Below are 23400 nucleotides of genomic sequence, written 5' to 3' on the forward strand. Positions count from 1 at the left end.
CCTAGGAGGAAGCCTGGGTTGCGGGGCTGGCTTGCTTGCGGGGAGTCGCCGCGCGGGGCACCACCACCCGGTAGCCCTCCACTTCGGCCAGCAACGCCTCCACGCCGTAAACTTGCCGAATTATTTCGGCGGTCAATTCTTCGGGGGTTATCACGGAGTGCACCTTTCCCTGCTTCATGAGCACCATGCGGTCCAGGTAGCGCAGGGCCAGGTTGATGTCGTGCAGACACACCGCCGCGCCCAGCCCCTGGCTACGCACCGCCCGCATGAGCAACTCCATCACCTCCAACTGGTTACGCAGGTCCAGGTTGCTGGTGGGTTCGTCCAACAGCAGCAGGTGGGGCTCCTGGGCCAGGGCCCGGGCGATGACCACCTTTTGGGCCTCCCCGCCGCTCAGGCTCGATACCGGGCGCAGGGCCAGGGGCTCCAGGCCCATGTGCCCGAGCACCCTGGTGACCACCTCCAAATCATGCGAAGTGGCTTGCCACTTGATGTGGGGCTTGCGTCCCAGAAGCACCGCGTCGAACACGCTCAGGGGCTCGCGCTCCTGGCTCTGGGCCACGTAGCCGATGAGCCGGGCGATCTGCTCGCCGCCCAGCTTGCTCAGGTCGTGGTCCTCCACCATGACCACGCCCTTTTGGGGGCGCAGGATGCGGTTGAGGCATCTGAGCAGGGTGGACTTGCCCGCTCCGTTCACCCCCAGGATGCCGGTGATCTCGCCGTGCTCCAGGGACAGGCTGAGCCCGTCCAGCACCGGCCGGCCGTTATAGGTGAAGAATAGGTCTCGGGCTTCCAGGGTCATAGCCGTCTCCCCTTGAGCAGCAGGTAGAGGAACAGGGGCGCGCCCATGAAGGAGGTGAGCACCCCCACCGGCATGCTGCCCGAACCCAGCAACATGCGGCCCACCGTGTCGGCGGCCAACAGCAGCACCGAGCCCACCAGGCCCGAACAGGGCACCAGAAAGCGGTGGTCGCCGCCCACCAGGCGGCGGCTGATGTGAGGGGCCAGCAGGCCCAGGAAGGCGATAATGCCGTGGAAGGCGGTGGCCAGGGCCACCAGCAAGGAGGCCAGGAACATGCCCAGCAGACGCAGGCGGGTGACGTGCACCCCCAGGGCCTGGGCGGTTTCCTCGCCGGCCAGCAAAGCGTTGAGATCCCAACGGCGGCGCAGGAAGTACAGGCTGACCCCCAACGTAGCCACAAAAAGCAATGTAATCTCGCGCCAGTTGGAACGGGCCACGTCGCCGAAGGTCCAAAAGACCACGGTGGCGATCTCCACCTCGGTGGCGAAGTATTGGATAAGGATGGTGCCGGACATGAACAACGAGGACATGGCTACCCCGGCCAGGATGACCGCCGAGGCGCTCATGTGGCGCAGGCGGGCCAAAAGCAAAATCACCGCGGTGGCGGCCATGGCCCCGGCAAAGGCCAGCAGGGTTACCGCGTAGAGGCTGGAAAACATGAAGTCGCCGGAACCGGCGCTGTACAGGGCGCTGGTGCTCACCGCCCCGGCCCCCAGGAACACGATGGCGAAAGCCGCGCCAAAGGCCGCGCCGTGGCTCATGCCCAGGGTGAAGGGCGAGGCCAGGGGGTTGCGCAACAGGCTCTGGGTGACCAGGCCCGAGAGGCCCAGGCCCCAGCCGGTGACGATGGCGGCCACGATGCGCGGCAGACGGATGTTGAACACCACCACCGACTGGGCTCCATCGCCTTGGCCCAGCAGGATCAGCAGCACCTTGTAGGCCGATAGGTCGTAGGCCCCCACGGCCACCGCCTGCAAGGCCAGCAGGATGGTCAGCGCCACAAGGGCGGCCAGGATCAGGTAGTGCCTGCGTAGACCCGCCCCGTAGCGGGAGATCAGCTCGGCCTCCAGGTCGCCGGGCAGGGCGGCGGGCAATGGGGCGTGATGGTGTTTCATAAATTGATGGTCCGTCTCCATCCAGCGGTCAACAGGGCGGGGCCGCCGACCAACGGCTCCGCCGCTTGGTTTAAAAAGTGATCTCCAGGCCCAGCATGCCGCTGATGCCGGGCATGGGATAGCCCGGCTTGTATTCGTAGTCCTGGTTGGTGAGGTTTTCGCCCGCGACGAAAACCTTCATGTCCACCTGGTCGATGGGGAAGCTGTAGCTCACCTTGGCGTTGAACAACAGGTAACCGTCCACCGTGTTGCGCGCGCCTTGGTAACGAGTGTCGCTAACGTAGTAGTCATCCACGTACAGGCCGTCCACGCTGGCCAACCAGCCGGGCCAGAAGCGCCAGTTGACTCCGGCCGAGCCGCTCCACTCCGGGGCGTAGGGGGTGTCCTCGGGGCTGCGGTCCAGGTAGGTGGCGCCCACGAACAGGGCCAACTCATCCACCGGGTAAAGGGTAATGGTGCCCTCCAAGCCGCGGTTGTCGAACTCGCCGAGGTTTTCCCAGTGGGGCGGGCCGTACACCAGCACCAGGCGGTCGTTGCCCTTGTCGTGGAAGAAGGTGAGGTCGGCTTTTATCCACGAGGCGAACTTTTGGCTGACCCCCACTTCAAAGTGGTTGAGTTCCTCGGGCGTCAGGTTTTCCCACAATTCGTTGTGCCAAAAGAGCTTGGACTGCTGCACCACGTACACCCCGGGGTAGTTGTAGGTGTGGGCGTAGTTGGCGTGCACCTCCGTGTCCTGGTAGCGCACGATGGCCCCGAACTGGTAACCCAGCTCGGACTCGAATTCGCTGTGGCCAAAGTAGCGGGCGCCCGCCGAGGGAATGATGGTGAAGTCCCCCAGCTTGAACTCCTGGCTCAGGGCCATGTAGGGCTGCGACAGGCTGAAGGTCTCCTTTTGGCCGCCGTTTTGAGCCCCCGTGGCGCTGATGACCAGCACCTTGCCGGACACGTAGTCCTGGTCGAAGCCCAAGGTAAGGGCGCCGCCTTCCCACATGGTCAGAGTCTGGCTGATGCGCACTCCGTAGTTGCCGTAGTCGGTGCGGGTGTCGCTGCCGTCGCTCTGTTCCTGCCAATCCAGGTGTCCGTCGTCCCAATAGGCCTTCACAAAGCCGTAGCCCCAGTCGTACTTGTTCTCCAGCTTGAGGATGCTGATAGCGTCCCTGGTGTTGAAGTTACCGTCGCTCAGTTCGGGATGATCGATGGGGCCGGGGTCTTCGGACCAGTTTTGGGTGTAGTTGAGCAACAGGCTCAGGCGCAGGTGGGAGTCGAAACTATAGCCCACGTTGCCGTAGTAGTTTTGCAGCGAGCCTCCCGCGTTTTCCCGCTGGCCGTCGCTGTAGCGGTAGCTCTGCACCAGGTAGTAGTCAAAGCCGCCGATCTTGCCGCCGGTTTCGGCCACCTCCGTCAGCGTGTCAAAGGAGCCGCCCGCCAGCTTGCCGTGGGTGTAAAAGCCTTCGTCGCGCATGTATTTGGGCAAGATGTTCACCGCCGCAAAGGCGTTGTTGCCAAAAAGCACCGGCTGGGCTCCCTTGTACACCTCGATGGCGTGCACGTTGTCGATGCTCAGCATGTCCATCACCGAGTGGTTCCACACCCCCACCACCATGGGGATGCCGTCGATCATGGTGACGATGTCCTGCCCCGGACGCCCGGTGCCCATGCCCCGGATAAAGATGGCTCCGCCCGCGCCGCCGCCGAAAGAGCCCACCGGGTTGTGGCGGCTGATCACCACGCCCGGGGTGCGGCGCAAAGCCGAGGGCAGGTCGCCCGCGTTCATGTCGTCAATTTGTTGCTCGCTCACCACAGTCACTTGGCTGCCCAGGCGGTTGACCTGGTCGCCTTCGATTACCGGCGAGGACACCACCACCACGTCCGATGTCTTTTGCGCCTTTGCTTCGCTGCTATCCTCGGCTTCGGCGATTGCCGCCGGCAGACACAGGCTTATCCCCAGCGCGGTCATCGCGCACAACCTCGCGATACGGCTAACCATTCTCTCTCCTCCATGAAAAACCAGCGTGCTGTCTTCATGGTCAGCCCTTTATCGCCTGGTATAAAAAAAGCCAAAAGGCACCCCGGAGAGCAAATGCCCTCCATGCCTTCTGGCAATGACTGCTTCGACCCTTGTTTTATCGAGTAACCGACGCCTTCAAGCGTCTACTAATAATAATGAGTAACACTGGCCTGGGTAAGTGTCAAGGTGAGCATGACCGATCTTGCTCAATGCCAACCTTACTATATCACTAGGCATAATAGCCCAGTTTACCCCGCCGGAGGGGCAGGGGAACGCGGTGGCGTTAGTCCAGCACCGCACCCTGGGCCGCCGAGGACACCAGCTTGACGTAACGCCGCATGTATCCCGGCGGAATCTCTTGGCTCCTCGGCTTCCAGGCGGCCAGGCGACGGCCCATTTCCTCGGGGCTGAGTTGCACCTCCAGGCGGCGTTCGGCGATGTCGATGGTTATACGGTCTCCGTCGCGCAGCGCGGCGATGGGCCCGCCCATTGCCGCCTCGGGGGAAACGTGGCCCACGCAAGGCCCCTGGCTGGCCCCGCTGAAGCGCCCGTCGGTGACCAGGGCCACCCGCTGGAGACCCGACTGGTTCAGCCCCACGGTAACCGCCAGGGTTTCGGGCATGCCGGGGCCGCCCTTGGGCCCCTCGTTACGGATCACCACCACCTCGCCCTCTACGATGACCCCTTGGCGCAGGCCGGCCAGGCAATCCTCCTCCGACTCGAACACCCGGGCCGGCCCGCTGAAATGATGCAGCTCCGGGTTAGCCGCCGATTGCTTGATCACCGCGCCTTCCGGGGCCAGGTTGCCGAACAGGGCCACGGTGCCGCCCTGGGCAAAGTGGGGACGCTCCAGGGGCGGGATCACGGCAGGGTCGCGCACCTGGGCTTCGGCGGTCACTTCCGCCCAGGTGGGGCCCGCCACCGTGAGCGCCTCCAGGTTAAGTTGATCGGCGATGCGCCGCATCACCGCCGGCACCCCGCCCGCCCGGTGCAGGTCCAGAACCCCGTGGGGACCGTTGGGACTGATGGCGCACAGGGTGGGCACCCGGAGGCTGGCCTGGTTGAAGCGCTCCAGGGGCATCTCCAGGCCCAACTCGTGGGCCAGGGCGGGCAGGTGCAGGGCCGCGTTGGTGGAGCCGCCCAGGGCCTGGCACAGCAGCAGGGCGTTTTCCAGGGCCTCGGCGGTGAGGTAACGGCGGGCCCCCAGGCCCTCCTCCACCAGCCCCACCACCCGGCGGCCGCAGGCGCGGGCCAGGCGCAGCTTGTCGGCGGCGTAGGCCGGCACCGTGGCCGAGCCGGGCAGGGCCAGGCCCAGGGCCTCGCCCAGGCACTGGAAGGTGTTGGCCGTGCCCATGACCTCGCAGGCCCCGCAGGAGCCGCTGGTCACGCAAGCCAGGCGGTCCTCGGGGTCCTGGTAGTCGGACAGGCGCACGCTTTCCACCTGGTTGCGCCGCTGGCGGATGGCCTTTTCGCTGGGCCCGCCGGGCAGCAGCACGGTGGGCAGGTCCAGGCGGGCGGCGGCCATGAGCATGCCGGGGATGATCTTGTCGCAGGAGGCCACCAGCACCAACCCGTCGAAGCGCATGCTGCGCACGTAGGTTTCCACCGCGTCGGCGATCAGCTCCCGTTGGGGCAGCACGTAGCGCATGCCGTGGTGCCCCTCGGCCAGGCCGTCGCAGGGGGCGGGCACGTTGAACTCGAAAGCCAGGCCCCCGGCAGCCAGCACCCCTTCGCGCACCCGCTGGGCCAGCCCGCGCAGATGCATGTGGCCGGGGTTGAACTCGGTGTGGGAGTTGGCGATGGCGATCAGGGGCTTTTGGGCCGCCTCCTCCACCTCCACCCCGGTGCCCGCCAAGATGCCCAAACGGATGGCGCTGATGGCCCGGTCGCTGCGGTCGAAGATTACTTGGCTACGCGGTTTTTTCATGGCGGGACCTCCGGAATAGCTGGGCGCGGCGTCGTTTGCGACGGGGCGCGGGTCTAGTTGCCCGCGCCGTCCAGAGACCAGGCCGAGGGCTTCACGGTGACAATTACGGCGGCGGCGGCCAGGTCCACGAAGATGAATACCAGGTAGGCGGCGTCGTAGGAGCCGGTGAACTTGAAGGAACCGCCCATCAGCAGGTAGCCCACCGCCTGCAGGCCCAGAAACATGCCCAACAGGCGGTACACCGAAGCGAAGGCGGCTCGCCCGAAGCACCAGGCGCTGATGATGGGGAAGGTGGACATGATGCCCCCCATGCCGAAACCGAAGATCACGATGAAAAAACCCACCGTGACCGGCCCCTGGGCCACCAGCCCAAATATCTGGCCCAGGCCCACCGTGCAGAACATGAAAGCGGTCAGGCGGTTGGGCGGGATGCGGTCGCACAGGGTGCCCCAGGTGAACTTGCCGCAGGTGCCGGCCAACGAGGCCAGGGCCACCAGAAGCATGGCCGTGTCGCCGTCCATGCCCAGGTCTTGGAAGCGCGGGCCCAATTGGAACACCACCGCGAAGACCCCGGCGCTGGCCAGGCCGTAGGCCAGGCCCACCTTCCAGAAGGAGGCGATTCGGAGCAACTGGGCCGGCGGCACCTGGGACTGGGGCATGATCTTGGGGCAGCCATTTTCCTGGGGCAAGGGCCTCTGGCCGTCGGGCAGCAGGCCGCAGGACTCGGGGGAATCACGCATCACCAGCCAGACCAAGGGGGCCAGGCAGGCTATGCCCATTCCGATAACGGCAAAGGCCCAGCTGAGGCCCACGCTGTGCAGGAGATGATAGGCCGCGAAGGGCAGGATCACCCCGGCCATGGTCAGGCCGCTGGTGGCCATGCCCATGGCCCGGCCTCGCAGGCGCACGAACCAGTTGGAAACAGCGGTGTTGGCCACCAGGGAAGACATGGCCGCGTTGCCCATGATGAGCAGGATATAGGCCAGGTAAAAAAGCCAAAGCTCCTGGGTTTGGCCCAGGGTGATGAAGGCGGCGGCCGAGACCAGGGCGCCCAGGGCCATGAGGCGGCGTGGCCCGGTGATGGAGATGATGCTGCCGTAGGAGTATTGCCCCAACAGGCCGCAGGCGAAGCCGATGATGGGGGCCATGTTGATGTCCGCCCTGGTCCAGCCGCGCAACTCGCACAGGGGCAGCATGAAGGCGTTGAAGGCGTAGAACTGGCTGCCGGCCGAGGCGAAGTTGGCCAAAAAGGCCACCCCCACCACGTACCAGCCGTAGTAAACGCCCGCCACAGGCGCGGCGGCGCTGACTGGCGGGCCGCTTTGCTTCATCTACAGCGATAGACGGGCTTGCGCTTTTCCACGAAAGCCCTGGCTCCCTCCTTCATGTCCTCGGTGGCGGCCAGCTGCGACCAATTACGCGATTCCACGGCCAGGGCCTCGCTCACGGCCAGGTCGCGGGTCTGGTTGATCACCTTCTTGGCCCCGGCCACGCCCAGGGGCCCCCGCTTGGCTATGCTCTTGGCCAGGCCCAGGGCCTCTTCCATGAGCGCCTCGGTCGGCACCACCTTTTCCACCAGGCCGTATTCATAGGCCTCGGCCGCGCTGATGCGCCGGCCGGTGTAGACCAACTCCTTGAAGCGGCCCAGACCCAGGAAGTGCAGACCCCTGGCCATGCCCCCGTTGCCCGGGAAGATGGACAGGTTCACCTCGGGGAAACCCAGCACCGCGTCCTCGGCAGCGTAGCGTATATCGCAGCAAAGGGCCAGTTCCAAACCGCCCCCCAGGCAGAAGCCCCGGATGGCCGCGATCACCGGCCAGCGATAGTTCTCCACCAGCGAAAAAATCTCATGGCTTCTCTCCAGGCGGGGCAGGGCGGTCTCCGGGGTCAGCTCCAAAAAGGCCTTGATGTCCGCCCCGGCGGCAAAGGCCTTTTCGCCCCCACCGGCCAGCACCACCGCCCGCACCTGGTCGCTCTTTTCGTCCAGTTCCTTAAACACCCGGCCCAGGTCCTGCTTGGCCTCGGCGGTCAGGGGGTTCATGGGAGGATTGTTCAGGGTCACCTGGGCTATGAAGTCGTTTATTTCGTATTGCACCAATGCTGGGGACATGACGCGCTCCCGTTATTAATCGGCAAAGTATTGCATGGTGGCGTTGGGCAGCACCGCCGCCCGGGTGCCGGGGCCGTGGTTTTCGCGCAGCAGCTCCAGGGTTTGTTCCCAGGTCTTGCTGAAGGTGATGACCTCTGGGTTGGCGAACCAGTCGCCAAAGCCGCGATCAAAGGAGGGGGCCAGGATGATGAGTCGCAGGTTGTCCGGCAGTTGACGCACCGGGTGCATGCGCCCCCCGTGGGCCCGTCCGAAGCGGCCCAGCAGGTAGTGCACCACCTGGCCCTCGGGCGAGTCGGCGATGACCACGACCGTGCCGCCCTGGGGCTTGAGGCAGCCCCGGGCCAGGGCCACGGCGATGGGCATTTCGTTGGCCTTGACAAAGGCGTTGGAAATGACCACATCCACGTTCCTGGGGCGGGGGGCGGTGGCGTACCATTCCCCGGCCAGTTCCACCGCCCGGGCGTGGGAGCGGCCGAGCTCCCCGGCGACCACCGCGGCGGCCTCGCCCCTTTGGTTCACCAGCACGTTCACCGAGAAACTGAGGCCCGCCAGCTCGGCGGCCTCGTCGATGTCCTGGCGCACCAGGTTGCCCGCGAACTTGCCCAAACCCACCCGCTCGGGCTTCAGGGCCATGACCCGGGTGTGGTGGTCGGCAATGGTGTCGATGTGGGCCAGGCCGGGCATGAGTATCTTGCCGCCCCCGGAAAATCCGGCATAGGGATGGGCGGTGACGCAGCTGACGGCCACCTTGAGCTCGGCGGCCAGCAGCTCACGGTTGAGGCGCACCTGGGTGCCCAGGCTGGTGGTTCCTACCGGCTCGCAGTTTTCGTAGCAGTTGTGGTTGAACACCCGGAAGCGCTCCACCACCTCGCGGCCCAGCTTTTTGCGCAGCTCGTGCATGCTCAGGGCGCCGTGGGTGCCCAGGGCGCACAGGAAAGTCACCGCCTCTTCGGGCACACCAGCGGCGGCCATTTCCGCCAGCAGGAAAGGGGCGAACTGGGCGACGCGGGTGGGGCGGGTCATGTCGTCGAAGACGATCACCGCCGAGCGCTTGCCCTGGGCCAGCTCCCGCAGGCTAGGCGAGCCCAGCGGAGCGGCTAGGGCCGCCTCGATCTCGGCCTGGCTCAGGGCCGGGCGCTGGGCTCCGGCCATGGAGCATACCTCCACCCGCCAATCATCGGGCAGGGCGATCTCCAGGGAGTCGTTTTCGTACCACAGGCGGCGGGGCAGGGAGATACGCATGTCCGGCTATCCCCGCACCATGGCCAGGCCCAGGTCAAAGGCCTCCAGGTTGGTGGCCACCTTGGCCGGGCCCAAAGCCCGCTCCAACTCGTCCTGGAAGCCTTGGCGCGAAACCGGCAGGTCGCCGGTGGCGGACAGGGCCCCGATCATGATGATGTTAGCGTAGATGCTGGCCCCCAGCTCCATGGCCCGGTCGGTGGCCGGAATGCTCCAGCTCTGGGCGGTGAGCTGGGCCAGCATGTCTCGCAGCTGCTGGCCTTCGGGGTACTGGCTCTTGCCCGCGATGGCCGCCATGGGCAGGATGGGCCGGTTGTTGACAATGGCCTTGGTCTCGGGATTGCCGTAGGTAACCAAGACCCGCAGCGCCTCCAAAGGCTCCAGGGCCAACACCATATGGGCCCGGCCCGCCGGTATCTGGGGCGACCAGGAGCCCTGGGCCGACACCCGCAGGTGGCTCATCACCGAGCCGCCCCGCTGGGAGGCCCCGAAGGTCTCTCCGATGGTAACCCACAGCCCCTGGCTGGTGAGCACGTTGCCCAGCATGCGCGAGGCCAGCACGTTGCCCTGGCCGCCCACCCCGGTGATGATGAGGTTGTAGGGGTCCTGCCGCAGTTTTGCTTCCGCCATGGCTCAGGCCCTTTCGCTCTTGAGGATGGCCCCTTGGGGGCAGATCGAGGCGCAGACCCCGCATCCGGCGCAGATCACCTCGTCGATGCGCGCCTTGCCGCTCTCTTTTTCCCAGGCCAGGCCGGGGCAGCCGAAGACCCTGGTGCACAGGCGGTTGCAGCCGCATTGGTCGCCCAGACATTTATCCTGATCCACCCACACGTCGTAGGGCTTGTAGCCCTTGCGCTGGGGGCTGAGGGCGCAGAGCTGGCGCAGGATGAGCACCTTGGCCGTGGACTGGTCGGCCAACAGCTCCACCGCCGCCCGGCGGGTGGCCTCCAGGTCAAAGGGGTCGCACACCGTGACCTCGGCCCCCAGGGAGCGGCACACCGCCTCTATGTCCACCGGCGGCACCGGCTGGCCCATGGCGTTGGCCTGGGTGCCGGGGTGGGGCTGGAAACCGGTCATGGCCGTGCCGCTGTTGTCCAGCACCACCAGGCTCATGGGCGATTTCTGGTGCACCGCGTTGATCAAGGCCGGGATCACCGCGTGGTAGAAGGTGGAGTCGCCCGACACCGCCATCACCGGTTGGTCCATGCCGAAGCGGCCCAACTGGCCGAAGCCGCTGGCCATGCCCGCGCCGGAGCCCATGGCGTGCAGGGTCTTGAGCATGCCGTAGCCGGTGGGGCGCATGGCCAGGGAGTAGCAGCCGATGTCTCCGCAGATGAAGCCGTCGCGGGCGTCCAGGGCCAGGGCCTCCTTGAGGGACCAGAAGGAGGCGCGGTGGGGGCAGCCGGGGCAAAAAGCCAGCTCACGCTCCTGGGTGGCCTGGGGAGCCAACTCACCGGCCAGGCGGTCATAGGCGGCCGGGCGGGCCTGGTAGGGAACCTCCAGGAGGCCGGCCAGGGCCTTAATGACGATGTCCGGGTTGAGCTCGCCGCTGGCGGGGATGGTGCCGTCGCGCTTGCCGTGGAAACGCTTGGCCCCTATCTCCCCGGCCATCTCCGCCGCCGCGATCTTGACGTTCTCTTCCAGGAAGGGGATCACCTCCTCCACGATGAGGACGCGCTCGCAGCGCTCTAAATTGCGTTGCAGAAGCTTGGGCGGCAGAGGCCAGGTGGTGCCCAGCTTGAGCACCCCCACCCGCTCCGCGAGCCCCAGCAGGGCCAGGGCCTCCTTGACGTAGAGGTTGCAGATGCTGGAGGTGATGACCAGCAGTTCCGGCGCTTCCGGCCCGGCGTAGGTGTTGAAAGGCGATGTCTCGAAAAGCTCCACCGCCTTCTTGAGCTTCTCCTGTTGCCGGCGGTGCTTTAGGCCCACCGGAGAGGAGGATACCGGGCCGTGTCCTTGGTCCAGCAGGGTGCCGTGGTGGTCGAAGCGGGCCCTGCCCTGGGGCGCGGGTATCGTTCCGGGCACCACCCCGCCGCTGGCGTGGGAGAGCCGGGTCACGCTACGCAGCATCACCAGGTTGCCGATGGCCTCGGAAAGTTCGAAGGCCCACTTGGTCATGTCCTTGGCTTCCTGGAAATCACCGGGCTCCAGCTGGGGCAGCTCCAGCATGCGGGCGAAATGGCGCGACTCGCCCTCGTTCACGCTGGAAAGGGCGCCGGGGTCGTCGCAGTGCACCAGCACCATGCCCGCCCGCACCCCGGACCCGGCCAGGTGCAACAGGAAGTCCGAGGCCACGTTGACCCCGTTTTGTTTCATGGCGCACAGCGAGCGCAGCCCGGCCAGGGAGGCGGCGGCGGCCACCTCCAGGGAGACTTTCTCGTTGATCGACCACTCCACGTACAGGTCGTGTTCCGCCGCCGCGTCGGCCAGGTTCTGGATGATCTCCGATGAGGGGGTGCCGGGATAGCCGGCGGCCACCCGCACCCCGGCCTCCAGGGCCCCCTGGGTGATGGCCTGGTTGCCCATCATGGTTCGGCGTTGTTCAGCCATCAGGCCACCTCCCCGTCAGTTACCGCTTGCCATAGCTGCGGCCCAACTCTGAGAGCCGCCTCGCCTTCCTCGCCGGAGAGGCCCAACAGGCCTTGCTCCCGGGCGGCGCGCAGACCGCGCAGACGCTTGCCCTGGGCCGCTCCCGTCAGGTGCTCCAGGTTGGCCGCCGGGAATTTATCCAGCTTCAGCCAACCCTCTTCCACCGCCCCCTCCACCAGGGCCCGCGCCTTTTCGTTGCGCACCACCAGGGTGTTCCAGCCGGGGCGCCCCTCGTACATGCCCGCGGACAGGTCGGCCCACTCCGAGGTCATGTCCGGGCAGATGGCGCAGGCCGGGGGGATGAGTCCGCGTATGTCGTCCAGCGGTATTTCCAGGGTCTCGCCGTCGGTGCGCACTTGCAGCACCCCGGCGGGCGGCGGGGGTATGTCCATGGAGCGGATGTGCTCCAGGTCCACCCTCTGGGCCAGGAAGCTGGCCAGGCCTTGCGGGTCCAGGGACCAGTTGCAGAACAGGCCCAGTACCAATTCCGGCGCTCCGGCGTTGCCCCGGCCGGGCCAGGGCTTGGCCCGGCGCTGGGCCAGGGCGGCGGTCTGGCAGGGAGTGGCCACCACGGCCAGGGGGCCCGGCCCCTGCTCCTGGGCCCGGTTCAGGGCGGCCAGGGTGGGCGCGGCGGTGAACTTGCTGCCCGCGCAGGCCGTGACCTCCTCGGGGGTGCGGGCCAGGGTGGGCGCGGGGTCCAGGCCTTGGCCGCCGGTGAGCACCGCGCCCTGCACCAGGCCTTGCTCCAGGGCCGCGCAGACCAGAGCGGACACCACCCCGCCCGCCTGAAAGCCTTCGCCGCTCAGACGGCTACCGGCCTGGGCCGCCACCACGGACAGGTAAGGCCCCAGGCCCTGGGCGGTATAGGGGGCCTCCCACAGGCTCTGGGCCATGGCCTCCAAATCCAACTCGGTCTTGGGGCACCAGGCGTGGCAACGGCCCTCGGGCAGGTCGCAGTCGTGCAGCATCACCGTCTTGCCGCCTTGGTGGCGGAAGTAGGGACACAGCTCCACGCAGGAGCCGCAGCCTATGCACAGCCCCGCTTGTTGCACCTGGGTCAGTAATTCTCGCGGTCCTCGGTTGATCATCGCCATAGACCTCGCTTGGAATCAGCTATTCGTAAGCCTCGGCCAAAACGGCCAGGGGGTGCTTCACCTTGCCCGGCCCCAGGGCCAGGCCCAGGTAGTGACGGCAGGCGGGGCAGGGGGTAACCACCACCTCGGCTCCGCTGGCCGCTATCTGCTCCAGCTTGCCCCGGCGCACGCCTTGGGACAAGTCCGGGTTGCGTAAAAAGAAGTCACCCCCCGCGCCGCAACAAGAGGCCGGATGGTCCAGGGGACGGTAGTCGGAGCCGGGCGTTTGTTCCAGCAGGGCAGCGCCCTCCTGTACCTGCGCGCTGAAAGACGCGGCGTGGCAGGGCTGGTGCAAGGTGTAGGAAGGGGCGCGGCCCCGGGGCGCTTGGATCAGGCCCAGCCCGGCCAAGAAGGCCGTGGCCTCCACCACCTTGGGGGCCAGGGTCTGGGCCGCCCGGGCCTCGGCGCTTTCCGGCGCGAACAGGCGGGGCATCTTGTGCCCCAGCATGAGCACGCAAGAGGTGCACTCGGTCACCACCGCGTCCACCTCCAGTTCGGCCAGGGCGCGCAGGTTGCGCCCGGCCATATCGCGCGCCAGGTCCAGCTCCCCCTGGGCCAGGGCGGGCAGGCCGCAGCAGGCCAGGCCTTGGGGCAGCACCACCTCCACTCCGTTGGCCAACAGAACCTTGCGCACCGCTTGGGCGGTGTCCAAGTGTAAGCTGTTGGCCGCGCAGCCCACGAACCAGGCCACCCGAGCCCGCACCGGAACCTGGGGCTGGAGCACTCCGGGCTGGTCGGCCAAAAAGGGTCGCGCCGCCGGTTGGGGCAAATCGCCAGGAGCCAGGCCCAGGGTGCGGGCCAGGGGGCCCAGCTTGCCCACCGCGCCGGGGTGTCCCCGCTGCTCCATGAGCTTGCGGTGCAGGCCGCGCTTGAGCGAGGCGGCCGGGCCGCTCGGTTTGAGCAAAGCGCGGGCCGCAGTGAAGATGTCGTCCAGGGGCAGGCCACCGGGACAGGTGTGGGCGCAGGTGCCGCAGAGCAGGCAATTGTCCATGATCTCTTTGGTGCGTTTGCCCACCGGCAAGCTCTGGTCCAAAAGCGTCGCTTGAATGAGCAGGGTCCGCCCCCTGGCGGTGTAGGATTCCAGCAACTCCTGGCTGAACACCGGACAGGAAGCCTGGCAATAGCCGCACTGGGAGCAGCGCTGCAAAATTTCCCGGTATTGCTCCAACTCCTGCATCAGCTTGCCGTCTCCGAGGGCCAGATCTTGCCGGGATTCATGATGCCCGTTGGGTCAAAGGCCCGCTTTATCCGCCGCATCAACTCCACTTGCTCCCGCCCCAGTTCCAGCTCCAAGAACTCGGCCTTGTGCAGGCCCACCCCGTGCTCTCCGCTGATCACCCCGCCCAGGGCCAACCCGGCCTGGATCACCCGGCGCATGGCCTGGTCGGCCCGTTGCTGCAACTCGTCGTTCACCTCGTCCATACGGATGGTGGGATGCATGTTGCCGTCACCGGCGTGGCCGGTGAGGCCCATGGAGAGGCCCATCTCCTGGGCGATGGCCATCACCCGCTCCACGAAATCCGGTATGCGGTCACGGGGCACGGTGACGTCTTCGGTGACCAGCCTCTTGAAACGGCTGACAACGAGAGGATAGAGCTGCGAACGCACCTTCCAGTACAGCGCCGCCTCCTGGGGATCGGGCACCACCCGCACCTCCAGGGCGCCCAGGTCCTGGCAGGCCGCGGCCATGTCTTGGGCCTGGCGCTGGGCCTCCTGGGCGGTGCCGTCGAACTCCATGAGCAGGCAAGCCTCTCCCTCCTCGGGCAGAGGCGGTTTCACCACGCGGTTGAAAACGGCAAAGGAGGCGGTGGTCAACAGCTCCAGCATGGAAGGCACCACCCCGCCGGCGATGGCCTCGGATACCATGCGTGCCGCCGCCTCCATGTTGGCGCACACCGCCAGGGCGGTGCAGGTGGCCGGAGGCTTGGGCAGCAGGCGCAAGGTGGCCTGGGTTATCAGGGCCAAGGTGCCCTCGGAGCCGGTGAGCAGATGGGTGAGGTCATAGCCGGCCGAGTGCTTCACGCAGGAACTGCCCGTGTGGATGATTTCGCCGTCCGGCAGCACCGCCTCCAGTCCCAGGACGTAGCTGCCGGTGGTGCCGTACTTGACGGCCCGAGGCCCGCCCGCCCGGGTGGCCACGTTGCCGCCCAGGGTGCATACGCTCTTGCTCTGGGGGTCCGGGGGATAAAAGAAACCCTGCGCCTCCACCGCCCGCTGGAAGGCGGCCAGCACCACTCCGGCTTGCACCTTGGCGGTGAGGTTGCCACGGTTGATCTCCTGGATGGCGTTCAGCCGCTTGGTATCCAGGACGATGCCGCCCTTGACCGGGGTGCAGCCACCGCTCAGGCCGCTGCCCGCGCCCCTGGGAGTCAGGGGAATGTCGTGGTGGGAAGCATAGGCCAGCACCGCGGCGGCCTGGGCGGCGTCGCCCGGCAACGCCACCGCCATTGGGTCGCCCTGAGCGTAATAAGCAAGGGCGTCGTGGCGGTAGGCCAGCAGATCTTCGGGGTCCATGCTGTAGCCCCGCGGGCCCAGCATGCGGGCCAGGTCTTTGGCCATGCCCTTCATGGGCGCCTCACTTGGTGACCATGATCGAGGGCAGCCAAGTGGCTATCTCCGGCCAGATCATGACCATGGCCAGGCAGATGGCCTGCAAGAGCACGAAGGGGCCCACCGACCGGTAAATGTCGGCCATGCTGATCTGCGGCGGCACCACGCTCTTGAGGATGAACAGGTTGAAGCCGAAGGGCGGCGTGATGTAGGCCATCTCCATGTTGATGATGAACAAGATTCCGAACCACAGGGGATCGAAACCCAGTTGATTGATGATGGGCACGAAGATGGGGGTGGTCAGCAGGATGATGCCCGCCGGGTCCAGGAACATGCCCAGCACGAAGAAAATGAGCTGGATGGCGATGAGGATGATCCAGCGGTTTATCTCCATAGCCATGATGGCCTCTTGTAGCATGTCCTGAATGCCGGCGTAGGCCAAAAAGGTGGTAAAGCTCACCGCGCCGATGATGATCCAGAACACCATTACCGTTAGGCGCAGAGTGTCTTTGAGGGCCTGCCACATGCGGGCCCAGGTGAGCTGGCGATGGATCAGCGCGGTGAGCACCGCGCCGCCGGCGCCCACTCCCGCCGCCTCGGTCGGCGTGGCCACGCCGGTGTAGATGACCCCCAGCACCAGCACCACCAGGCCGATGGGGAAAACCACGCCCTTTAGGGAGCGGAACTTATCGCGCCAGTTGTATTTTTCGGTGATGGCCGGGCCCAGGTTCTTCTGGAAAAAGCAGCGCACCCCGATGTAGACCACGAAGATGATGGCCAGCAAGATGCCGGGCAACATGCCTCCGGCAAAGAGGCGGCCGATGCTCACCTCGGCCATGTTGCCGTAGAGGATCATCAGGATGGAGGGCGGGATCAAAATACCCAAGGCGCCGCCCGCGTTGATGCAACCCACGGCCATCACCTTGTTGTAGTTGCGCTGCAACATGGAGGGCAGGGCGATGAGGCCCATGGAGATGGTGGCCACGCTGGAGATGCCGGCCATGGCCGCGAAGATGGCGCAGATCACCACCGTGCCCATGGCCAGGCCGCCCCTGAGGCCGCCCATCCAGCGATAGACCACCTCGTAGAGCTTATCGGCCAGGCCGGAGAACTTGAGGATGTTGGCCATGAAAATGAACAGCGGAACCGCCAGCAGCAGATAACTGGTGCCCTCGGCGTAGGCGGTGTTGAAAAGCACCAGCAGGCCCTGGGGCCCCCAGGTGAAGTAGATGCCTACCGCCGCGATGGCCAGCATGGCAAAGGCGATGGGAATGCCGATGGCCAGCAAAACCACCAGGGCAGAAAAGACGATGAGCGTGAGGAGCCAGGTTTCCATGAATGACCTCTTAGCCCTGGTGTGGTTCGCGTCCGGTGATTAGAAAATCGAGGTTCTCGACGGCGTTGGACAGGCCCTGCAGCAGCAGGAAGATGGCCCCCAGGGGCACGGTGGCCTTGGCCGGGCCCAAGGGCAGGGCCGCCGCCGAGCTGGAGGTGTCGCCCACCACGAAGGCCTCGATGGCCACCTTGGAGCCCAGCCAGATGATGGGCGAGGTGGCCAGAATCAACAGAAGCCCCACCAAGATCTCCACCTTGGCCCGGGTGCGATCGCTCATGTGGGAATAGAGGATGTCCACCCTGGTGTGCCCATAGTGGCTGAGGGTGTAGCCGCTACCGAACATCACCAAGGCGCAAAGCAGGTATTCGCACACCTCCTGGGCCCAGGAGGTGGGGGCGTGGAAGAAGTAGCGGACGATGACCTCATAAAGCACGATGGCGGCCACCACCCCGATGAGTGGGGCCGCTATAAAGCCCATTACCTGGTTCAGGGAACGGATGACCCGAGCGAAGCCTTGCATATGCTCTCTCCAGAGGCGCGGGGTGCCGGTGGCCTGGGGCGTGGGTTGGGCGGCCCGGCGGCGGGGGCAGGCAAGTGCCGCCGGGCCGGGAGCGGCGCGAACCGCTCCCGACCGGACGGAGGTTTCTAGAACTTGACGCCCTTGGCCTTAAGGTTGGCCTTGATGATGTCCACCAGCTTGCGGCAGTAGGGTGACTTGCTGGCGGTCTGCTCATACAGGGGCATGAGCTTCTGAATCCAGATGCCCAACTCTTCCTTGGACAGCTTGATGATCTTCACGTCTTTAGTGGCCGCGAAGTCGATGGCTTCCTGGTCCCACTTGGGGCTCATGTCGAAGCTGCGGTCCTGGGCCATAACGGCGGCCTTGCGCACGGCTTCCTGCTGGTCCTTGGGCAAGGACTCGAACACCTTGGTGTTGATGGCCAGTTCCACCACGCCGGGGGTGTGGAAGGCGGGGTCGCTCACGTAGTTGAGCACCTCGTAGAGCTTGTACTTCTTCAGGGTGTACCAAGGATAGTCGGTGCCGTCCACGGTGCCCCGCTGCAGGGCCATGTACTGCTCGGCGCCGGGAATGGCCGCGGCGGCAGCGCCCAGGGCCTCGACGATCAGGGCCTCCAGACCGAAAGCGCGGATCTTCTTGCCCTGGAGGTCAGCCAGTTTGTGCACCGGGAACTTGGTCATCAGGCCCATGGTGGCCACGGAGATGGAACCCAGGAAGGTCACCCCGTGCTTGGACATGGCCTCGGCGAAGACCTTGTGATAGCCCTTGTTCACCAGGATGTCCTTGGCCTCGGCCGGGCTGGACCAGTTGAAAGGCAGCCACTGCACGTTGACCTCGGGGAATACGCCGGTGAAGTAGAGGAAGGAACCGGAGTAGCCGTCGATCATGCCGCTCTTGAGCGACTCCAGGGCCTCGCGGGATTTGACCAGCTGGCCGGGCCAGAACACCTTGATCTTGAGTTTGCCGTTGGTCATTTTGCTGACCTGCTCGGCGAAGAAGGTGGTGGTCTGTCCCACGTAAGCGGTTTCCGGATACACACACTGGAACTTCAGCGTCTTGGCCTGGGCCAGACCGCTCAAACCCAGCACCATCAACGCTCCGATGAACAGTGCCAAAAATCTACGGGCCATGTTCTAACTCCCTTTCCGCCGGGGACGGTCAGCGCCCTGCCGGTCTCTCCTGTTAAGCACTCTCTCCTCATATGCTTAGGCGCGAACCCCTTGGCTCTCGCCGGAAAATCAGTCGAGCCTGATGGAACGCTTGAGCACCTTGCCGGTGTGGGTCTTGGGCAGCTCGTCGGTGATGCGCACGATGCGGGGGTATTTGTAGGGCGCTACCCGCTCCTTCACAAAGGCCCGAATATCATCGGGGGTGGCCGCCGCTCCCTCGCGCAGCACCACCATGGCCGCCACCTCCTCGCCTAGGTCCGGGTGGGCCTGACCCACCACCGCCGCCTCCAACACCGCCGGGTGCTGGTAGAGCACCTCTTCGATCTCCCGGGGGTACACGTTGTAGCCGCCCCGGATTATCATCTCCTTTTTGCGGTCCACGATGTAGATGTAATCGTCGGCGTCCTTGCGGGCCAGATCACCGGTGTGCAGCCAGCCGCCGCGCAGGGTGTCCGCCGTGGCCTGGGGCTGGTTGAGGTAGCCCTTCATCACGCCCGGCCCCTTGACGATCAGCTCGCCCACCTGGCCCTGGGGGACCTCCTGGTCCATCTCGCCCACCACCTTGGCCTGGAAGCCGGGGATGGGTAGGCCGATGGAGCCGGGCTTGGTGGCCTTGCCATAGGGATTCTCCACGCACACCGGCGAGCATTCGGTGAGGCCGTAGCCCTCGTAGATGGTGGTGCTGTAGCCCGCCTCGAAACGCTTGATCACCTCCACGGGCAACGAGGCTCCGCCACTGATGCAATAGTGCAGGGAGGAGCGCTTGAGGGGCCGCTTGACGGCCATCTCGGCCAGGCGGTTGAAGATGGTGGGCACCGCGATGAGGATGGTGTCGTCCATCTCCTCTATGGCCGCGTAGGTCTCATCCGGCTCGAAGTGCTCCCACAGGCGCAGGGTGATGCCCAAATACACCGAGGCATTGAGGCTGGAGGTCTGGCCATAGATGTGGAAAAGGGGCAGCATGCCCAGGCTGGTCACCTTGGGATCGGTTTGGCGCATGTCCGCGATGGTGGTGGCGTTGCTGGACAGGTTGCGGTGGGTGAGCATGGCCCCCTTGGCCAGGCCGGTGGTGCCCGAGGTGTAGATGATGGCCCAGGTGTCGTCGTCCTGGGCCGGGTGCACGGGGTAGGGGCCTTGCTCCCGGGGCACCTCATTCAGGGGCGTATAGCCCTGGGCGGCCGGTCCGGTGGCGCAGCGGATGTCTATCTGGGGCATCCCCGCCAGCACCGCTCCGGCGTACTCCAGATATTGGCCGTGGCCGATAAAGGCCCGAGCCCCGGAGTCGCTGAATATGTGCTTGAGTTCCTGGGTGCGGTAGAGGAAATTCACCGGCAAAACCACGGCGCCCAATTTGGCCAGGGCGTAGTAGCAGATAACCCAGTCCAAAGAGTTGGGCATCATGAGCACGCAGACCTGGCCCGGCTCCAGCCCCTTTTGCTTCAGGCCCCAGGCCAGGGCGTCGGTTTTTTGGTCGAATTCCCCGTAGGTCATGGTTTGGCCGTTGAAGTCCACGGCGACGTGGCCGGGGACTCGTGCGGCGGTGTCGGTCAGCAGCTTGGCTATATTCAAGGCATACCCCACGAAAAACCCCGGGCCGAAGCCCGGGGTCGTTATGTTCAGGCCAGATTTTTCACCAACAAAGCCACCCCCATGCCTCCACCCACGCACATGGTGGCCAGACCCAGTTCCTTGCCGGAGCGTTTCATTTCGTAGATGAGCTTGGTCAGGATCACCCCGCCGGTGGCGCTGATGGGGTGGCCCAGGGCGATGGCCCCGCCGTTGACGTTGACCTTGTCCGGGTCCAGGCCCAGCTCGCGGATGCAGGCCAGCGACTGGCTGGCAAAAGCCTCGTTCAACTCGACAATGTCGATGTCGCTCAGGGCCAGGCCGGTTTTCTTGAGCACCTGGCGGGTGGCGTCGATGGGGCCGATGCCCATGATGGAAGGATCGACCCCCACCGTGGCGTAGCCCAGGATGGCCACCAGGGGTTTCAAGCCCAACTCTTGGGCTCGCTCTCGCGAGGCCACCACCACGGCGGAGGCGCCGTCGTTCATGCCGCTGGAGTTGCCGGCCGTGACCGAGCCGTCCTTTTTGAACACCGGCCTGAGCTTGGCCAGGTCATCGGCCGTGGTCTGGGGCCGGGGGTGTTCGTCAATGGCGAACATGACGGGATCGCCCTTGCGTTGAGGTATGGGCACCGGCACGATCTCGTCGGTGAACACGCCCGCTTCTAAAGCGCGCTTGGTCTTCTGCTGGCTGGACAGGGCGAAGGCGTCCTGGTCTTCGCGGTTGATCCGGTATTGCTCGGCCACGTTTTCGGCGGTCTCGCCCATGGTGTTGTTGCTCAGGGGATCGTAGAGCACCAACTGGTCGATCATCTTGGCGTGACCCAGGCGCGAGCCCCAGCGGTTGCTGGGCACCAGGTAGGCCGCGTTGGACATGTGTTCCACCCCTCCGGCCACCATGAGGCCCGCGTCGCCGGCCTTGATGGCCTGGGCGGCCAAAAACACCGTCTTGAGCGAGCCGCCGCAGGCGTGGGACACCGTGTACTCGGGCACCGGTATGGGGATGCCGGCGTGCACCGCGATGGGCCGGGCGACGTTGGGGGGCAGGGCTCCGGTGCGGTACTGCTGAGCCAGGCAGACTTCTTCCACCTGGCCGGGCTCAACGCCCGCCCGCTTGACCGCCTCCTTGACGACCAGGGCGCCCAGGTCGTCGTCGGTGACCGCCTTCAGGGTGCCGCCGAAGCGCCCCACCGGGGTGCGGGCGGCGGAAATGATAACAGGTTCCGGCATGGTCTTATGCTCCAGCTGGTTAGTCGGTGGGGCCCAGGCGGTTGCCCTTGTCGTCATAGCGGTACCAGCCCACGCCGGTCTTGCGGCCCAACTGGCCGGCCTTCACCTTGCGGCGCAGCAAAAAGGGCGGGTACCATTTTTCCTCGCGGGTTTCCTGGTACATGGCCATGAGCGCCCCGTAGGTGACGTCCAGGCCCACCATGTCGCCGGTCTCGAAGATGCCCATCTTGCGGCCCGAGGCCAGGCGCAGGCCCTTGTCGATGTCCTCCACCGAGGCCACCCCCTGCTCCACCAGGCGCATGGCCTCCATGGTGGAGGGGAAGTTGATGCGGTTGATGACGAACCCGGCCACGTCGCGGTTGACCATGATGGGCTCTTTTTTGATCGACAGCACGAACTCGCGGCCCGCGGCAAAGGCGGCATCGCTGGTCATGGTGCCCCGGATCACCTCAACCGCCTGCATCATGGGCACCGGGGAGAAGAAGTGGATGCCCAGGAAGCGCTCGGGGTTGTCCACGTGGGAGGCCAGCTCGCTGATGGGAATGGCGCTGGTGTTGCTGGCCACCAAACTATCCGGGCTCAGCACCGGGTTGAGCTTGGCGTAGACCTCTCTTTTCACCTCTAGGTTCTCGAACACCACCTCCATGACCAGGTCGGCCTCGGCGGCCGGGGCCAGGTCCACCGAGGTGGAGATGCGGCCCATGACCTCGTCCAGGGTGCCCGGCACCTTGCCCTTTTCGATGAGCTTGCCCGCCGACCAGGCGATGTTCTTGACGGCCTTGTCCAGCTGCTCCTGGCTCACGTCGCTCAAGGTGGCCTGCAGGCCGGCCTGGGCGCACACCTGGGCGATGCCGCTGCCCATGAGGCCCGAGCCCACGATGAAGATCTTTTGCACCGCCATGGCTACTTGCCCCCCTTGAGCAGGTTGCGGGCGATGACCACCTTTTGGATTTCGTCGGTGCCCTCGTAGATGCGGGTCAGCCTGAGGTCGCGGTAGAAGCGCTCCACCGGGAAGTCCTTCATGTAGCCCATGCCGCCGTGGATCTGCACGGCCATGTCGGCCACCCGGTTGGCCATCTGGGTGCAGAACAGCTTGACCATGGAGGCTTCTTTGATCACCGAGGTGCCCCGGGTGTCGCGCAGCCAGGCGGCGTGATAGAGCATCTGGCGGGCGGCGTAGATCTGGGTGGCCATCTCGGCCAGCATGAACTGGATGGCCTGGAACTCGGCGATGGGCTTGCCGAACTGCACCCGCTGCTGGGCGTAGTCTACTGATAGGTCAAGCAGCTTCTGGGCCGAGCCCAGGGCCGAGGCGCCCATGGTCAGGCGGCCCTTGTCCAGGGTTTTCATGGCGGTCTTGAAGCCCTGACCGATCATGGCATCGCCGCCGATGACCCGGTCCTTGGGGATGCGGCAGTTATCGAAGATCAATTCGCAGGTGTGGGAGCCGCGCATGCCCATCTTGCGCTCGATGGTGCCCACGAAGAAGCCGGGGTCGGTCTTTTCCACCACGAAAGCGGTGATGCCGCCCCGGGCCTTTTTGGCGCGGTCGGTTAGGGCGAAGACCGTGGAGCAGTCGGCGATGTCGCCGTTGGTGATGAAGTGCTTGCGGCCGTTGAGCACCCAGGTGTCGCCTTCCAACACGGCGGTGGTCTGCACGTTGGAGGCGTCGGAGCCGGCCTCGGGCTCGGTAAGCGCGAAGCAGCCGATCCACTCGCCCGAGGCCATCTTGGGCAGGTATTTCTCCCGCTGCTCCTCGGTGCCGTCGATGGCGATGCCCTGGGAGCCGATGCCGTTGTTGGTGCCGATGCGGGTGCGGAAGCAGGCGTTGACCTGGGAGAGCTCCTCATAGACCAGGCACTCGCCCAGGCAGCCGACCTCCAAGCCGCCGTACTTTTCGGAGGTGGCCAGGCCGAACAGACCCAGCTCGCGCATGGTTTGCACTATTTCCTCGGGGATGCGGTCCTCGTCATCCACCTGCTGGCTGATGGGCTCCAAGTCTTTTTTGACGAACCGGTGCACGGTGTCGACCATGAGGCGTAGGTTTTCAGGTATTTCAAAGTCCACTGCATGACTCCTATTGAGAGGGAGGCTCAGGGGGCGGCCT

At 65.7% G+C, this 23400-nt stretch carries 19 protein-coding genes; all 19 read right to left on the reverse strand.

The features are described 5' to 3' along the window. Position 1 precedes the first annotated feature (1 nt). The 19 genes from AACH32_RS08225 to AACH32_RS08315 all read right to left on the reverse strand — a co-directional run bounded on the left by AACH32_RS08225 (position 2) and on the right by AACH32_RS08315 (position 23360). The gene (locus AACH32_RS08225; protein ID WP_338606307.1) at positions 2 to 802 is read right to left on the reverse strand and encodes an ABC transporter ATP-binding protein; all 801 of its coding nucleotides are present in this window, start codon (positions 800 to 802) and stop codon (positions 2 to 4) included. Next, positions 799 to 1917 carry a FecCD family ABC transporter permease gene (locus tag AACH32_RS08230; RefSeq protein ID WP_338606308.1) on the reverse strand — a complete coding sequence of 373 codons (1119 nt, stop codon included), beginning with the start codon at positions 1915 to 1917 and terminating at the stop codon, positions 799 to 801. The genes AACH32_RS08225 and AACH32_RS08230 overlap by 4 nt, the downstream gene beginning before the upstream one ends. A gap of 70 nt (positions 1918 to 1987) precedes the next feature. Then, on the reverse strand, positions 1988 to 3904 hold the full coding sequence (locus AACH32_RS08235) for a TonB-dependent receptor (protein ID WP_338606309.1): 1917 nt from the start codon (positions 3902 to 3904) through the stop codon (positions 1988 to 1990). A gap of 304 nt (positions 3905 to 4208) precedes the next feature. After that, the gene (locus AACH32_RS08240; protein WP_338606310.1) at positions 4209 to 5852 is read right to left on the reverse strand and encodes a dihydroxy-acid dehydratase; all 1644 of its coding nucleotides are present in this window, start codon (positions 5850 to 5852) and stop codon (positions 4209 to 4211) included. A gap of 53 nt (positions 5853 to 5905) precedes the next feature. Then, complete coding sequence (locus AACH32_RS08245) at positions 5906 to 7183, reverse strand: MFS transporter (protein WP_338606311.1); 1278 nt, start codon at positions 7181 to 7183, stop codon at positions 5906 to 5908. Further along, positions 7180 to 7962: an enoyl-CoA hydratase/isomerase family protein gene (locus AACH32_RS08250; RefSeq protein ID WP_338606312.1), complete on the reverse strand. Its 783-nt coding sequence runs from the start codon at positions 7960 to 7962 to the stop codon at positions 7180 to 7182. The genes AACH32_RS08245 and AACH32_RS08250 overlap by 4 nt, the downstream gene beginning before the upstream one ends. Positions 7963 to 7977: 15 nt before the next feature. Then, on the reverse strand, positions 7978 to 9204 hold the full coding sequence (locus tag AACH32_RS08255; protein WP_338606313.1) for a lactate racemase domain-containing protein: 1227 nt from the start codon (positions 9202 to 9204) through the stop codon (positions 7978 to 7980). A 6-nt stretch (positions 9205 to 9210) separates the two neighbouring features. Beyond that, entirely contained in the window at positions 9211 to 9831 is a 621-nt protein-coding gene (locus AACH32_RS08260) for an indolepyruvate oxidoreductase subunit beta (RefSeq protein WP_338606314.1), read from the reverse strand. 3 nt (positions 9832 to 9834) lie between these two features. Then, positions 9835 to 11751 (reverse strand): thiamine pyrophosphate-dependent enzyme, encoded by a 1917-nt coding sequence (locus tag AACH32_RS08265; RefSeq protein WP_338606315.1) that lies wholly within the window; start codon positions 11749 to 11751, stop codon positions 9835 to 9837. Next, positions 11751 to 12884, reverse strand: coding sequence for a Coenzyme F420 hydrogenase/dehydrogenase, beta subunit C-terminal domain (locus tag AACH32_RS08270; RefSeq protein ID WP_338606316.1), 1134 nt, complete (start codon positions 12882 to 12884; stop codon positions 11751 to 11753). The genes AACH32_RS08265 and AACH32_RS08270 overlap by 1 nt, the downstream gene beginning before the upstream one ends. Before the next feature lie 19 nt (positions 12885 to 12903). After that, positions 12904 to 14100, reverse strand: coding sequence for a (Fe-S)-binding protein (locus AACH32_RS08275; RefSeq protein ID WP_338606317.1), 1197 nt, complete (start codon positions 14098 to 14100; stop codon positions 12904 to 12906). Then, positions 14100 to 15491: an FAD-binding oxidoreductase gene (locus AACH32_RS08280; RefSeq protein WP_338606318.1), complete on the reverse strand. Its 1392-nt coding sequence runs from the start codon at positions 15489 to 15491 to the stop codon at positions 14100 to 14102. The genes AACH32_RS08275 and AACH32_RS08280 overlap by 1 nt, the downstream gene beginning before the upstream one ends. A gap of 7 nt (positions 15492 to 15498) precedes the next feature. Next, on the reverse strand, positions 15499 to 16809 hold the full coding sequence (locus tag AACH32_RS08285; protein ID WP_338606319.1) for a TRAP transporter large permease: 1311 nt from the start codon (positions 16807 to 16809) through the stop codon (positions 15499 to 15501). Between the two features lie 10 nt (positions 16810 to 16819). Beyond that, on the reverse strand, positions 16820 to 17329 hold the full coding sequence (locus tag AACH32_RS08290; protein WP_338606320.1) for a TRAP transporter small permease subunit: 510 nt from the start codon (positions 17327 to 17329) through the stop codon (positions 16820 to 16822). A 125-nt stretch (positions 17330 to 17454) separates the two neighbouring features. After that, positions 17455 to 18459, reverse strand: coding sequence for a TRAP transporter substrate-binding protein (locus AACH32_RS08295; protein WP_338606321.1), 1005 nt, complete (start codon positions 18457 to 18459; stop codon positions 17455 to 17457). A gap of 108 nt (positions 18460 to 18567) precedes the next feature. After that, positions 18568 to 20067 (reverse strand): long-chain-fatty-acid--CoA ligase, encoded by a 1500-nt coding sequence (locus tag AACH32_RS08300; RefSeq protein ID WP_338606322.1) that lies wholly within the window; start codon positions 20065 to 20067, stop codon positions 18568 to 18570. Between the two features lie 47 nt (positions 20068 to 20114). After that, a complete protein-coding gene (locus tag AACH32_RS08305) occupies positions 20115 to 21293 on the reverse strand; it encodes an acetyl-CoA C-acetyltransferase (protein ID WP_338606323.1) in 1179 nt (392 codons plus the stop codon). A 19-nt stretch (positions 21294 to 21312) separates the two neighbouring features. Next, positions 21313 to 22194, reverse strand: a complete 882-nt coding sequence (locus AACH32_RS08310) for a 3-hydroxyacyl-CoA dehydrogenase family protein (protein WP_338606324.1) — start codon at positions 22192 to 22194, stop codon at positions 21313 to 21315. A 2-nt stretch (positions 22195 to 22196) separates the two neighbouring features. Continuing rightward, entirely contained in the window at positions 22197 to 23360 is a 1164-nt protein-coding gene (locus tag AACH32_RS08315) for an acyl-CoA dehydrogenase family protein (RefSeq protein ID WP_338606325.1), read from the reverse strand. Positions 23361 to 23400: the final 40 nt, after the last annotated feature.

This window comes from Desulfoferula mesophila (genome assembly GCF_037076455.1).
GTDB classification, from domain to species: Bacteria; Desulfobacterota; Desulfarculia; order Desulfarculales; family Desulfarculaceae; genus Desulfoferula; species Desulfoferula mesophila.

Bases quoted from the DNA above. Each gene is read 5' to 3' on its own strand.
- AACH32_RS08225 (WP_338606307.1), bottom strand. From the start codon at position 802: ATGACCCTGGAAGCCCGAGACCTATTCTTCACCTATAACGGCCGGCCG.
- AACH32_RS08230 (WP_338606308.1), bottom strand. From the start codon at position 1,917: ATGAAACACCATCACGCCCCATTGCCCGCCGCCCTGCCCGGCGACCTG.
- AACH32_RS08235 (WP_338606309.1), bottom strand. From the start codon at position 3,904: ATGGTTAGCCGTATCGCGAGGTTGTGCGCGATGACCGCGCTGGGGATA.
- AACH32_RS08240 (WP_338606310.1), bottom strand. From the start codon at position 5,852: ATGAAAAAACCGCGTAGCCAAGTAATCTTCGACCGCAGCGACCGGGCC.
- AACH32_RS08245 (WP_338606311.1), bottom strand. From the start codon at position 7,183: ATGAAGCAAAGCGGCCCGCCAGTCAGCGCCGCCGCGCCTGTGGCGGGC.
- AACH32_RS08250 (WP_338606312.1), bottom strand. From the start codon at position 7,962: ATGTCCCCAGCATTGGTGCAATACGAAATAAACGACTTCATAGCCCAG.
- AACH32_RS08255 (WP_338606313.1), bottom strand. From the start codon at position 9,204: ATGCGTATCTCCCTGCCCCGCCGCCTGTGGTACGAAAACGACTCCCTG.
- AACH32_RS08260 (WP_338606314.1), bottom strand. From the start codon at position 9,831: ATGGCGGAAGCAAAACTGCGGCAGGACCCCTACAACCTCATCATCACC.
- AACH32_RS08265 (WP_338606315.1), bottom strand. From the start codon at position 11,751: ATGGCTGAACAACGCCGAACCATGATGGGCAACCAGGCCATCACCCAG.
- AACH32_RS08270 (WP_338606316.1), bottom strand. From the start codon at position 12,884: ATGGCGATGATCAACCGAGGACCGCGAGAATTACTGACCCAGGTGCAA.
- AACH32_RS08275 (WP_338606317.1), bottom strand. From the start codon at position 14,100: ATGCAGGAGTTGGAGCAATACCGGGAAATTTTGCAGCGCTGCTCCCAG.
- AACH32_RS08280 (WP_338606318.1), bottom strand. From the start codon at position 15,491: ATGAAGGGCATGGCCAAAGACCTGGCCCGCATGCTGGGCCCGCGGGGC.
- AACH32_RS08285 (WP_338606319.1), bottom strand. From the start codon at position 16,809: ATGGAAACCTGGCTCCTCACGCTCATCGTCTTTTCTGCCCTGGTGGTT.
- AACH32_RS08290 (WP_338606320.1), bottom strand. From the start codon at position 17,329: ATGCAAGGCTTCGCTCGGGTCATCCGTTCCCTGAACCAGGTAATGGGC.
- AACH32_RS08295 (WP_338606321.1), bottom strand. From the start codon at position 18,459: ATGGCCCGTAGATTTTTGGCACTGTTCATCGGAGCGTTGATGGTGCTG.
- AACH32_RS08305 (WP_338606323.1), bottom strand. From the start codon at position 21,293: ATGCCGGAACCTGTTATCATTTCCGCCGCCCGCACCCCGGTGGGGCGC.
- AACH32_RS08310 (WP_338606324.1), bottom strand. From the start codon at position 22,194: ATGGCGGTGCAAAAGATCTTCATCGTGGGCTCGGGCCTCATGGGCAGC.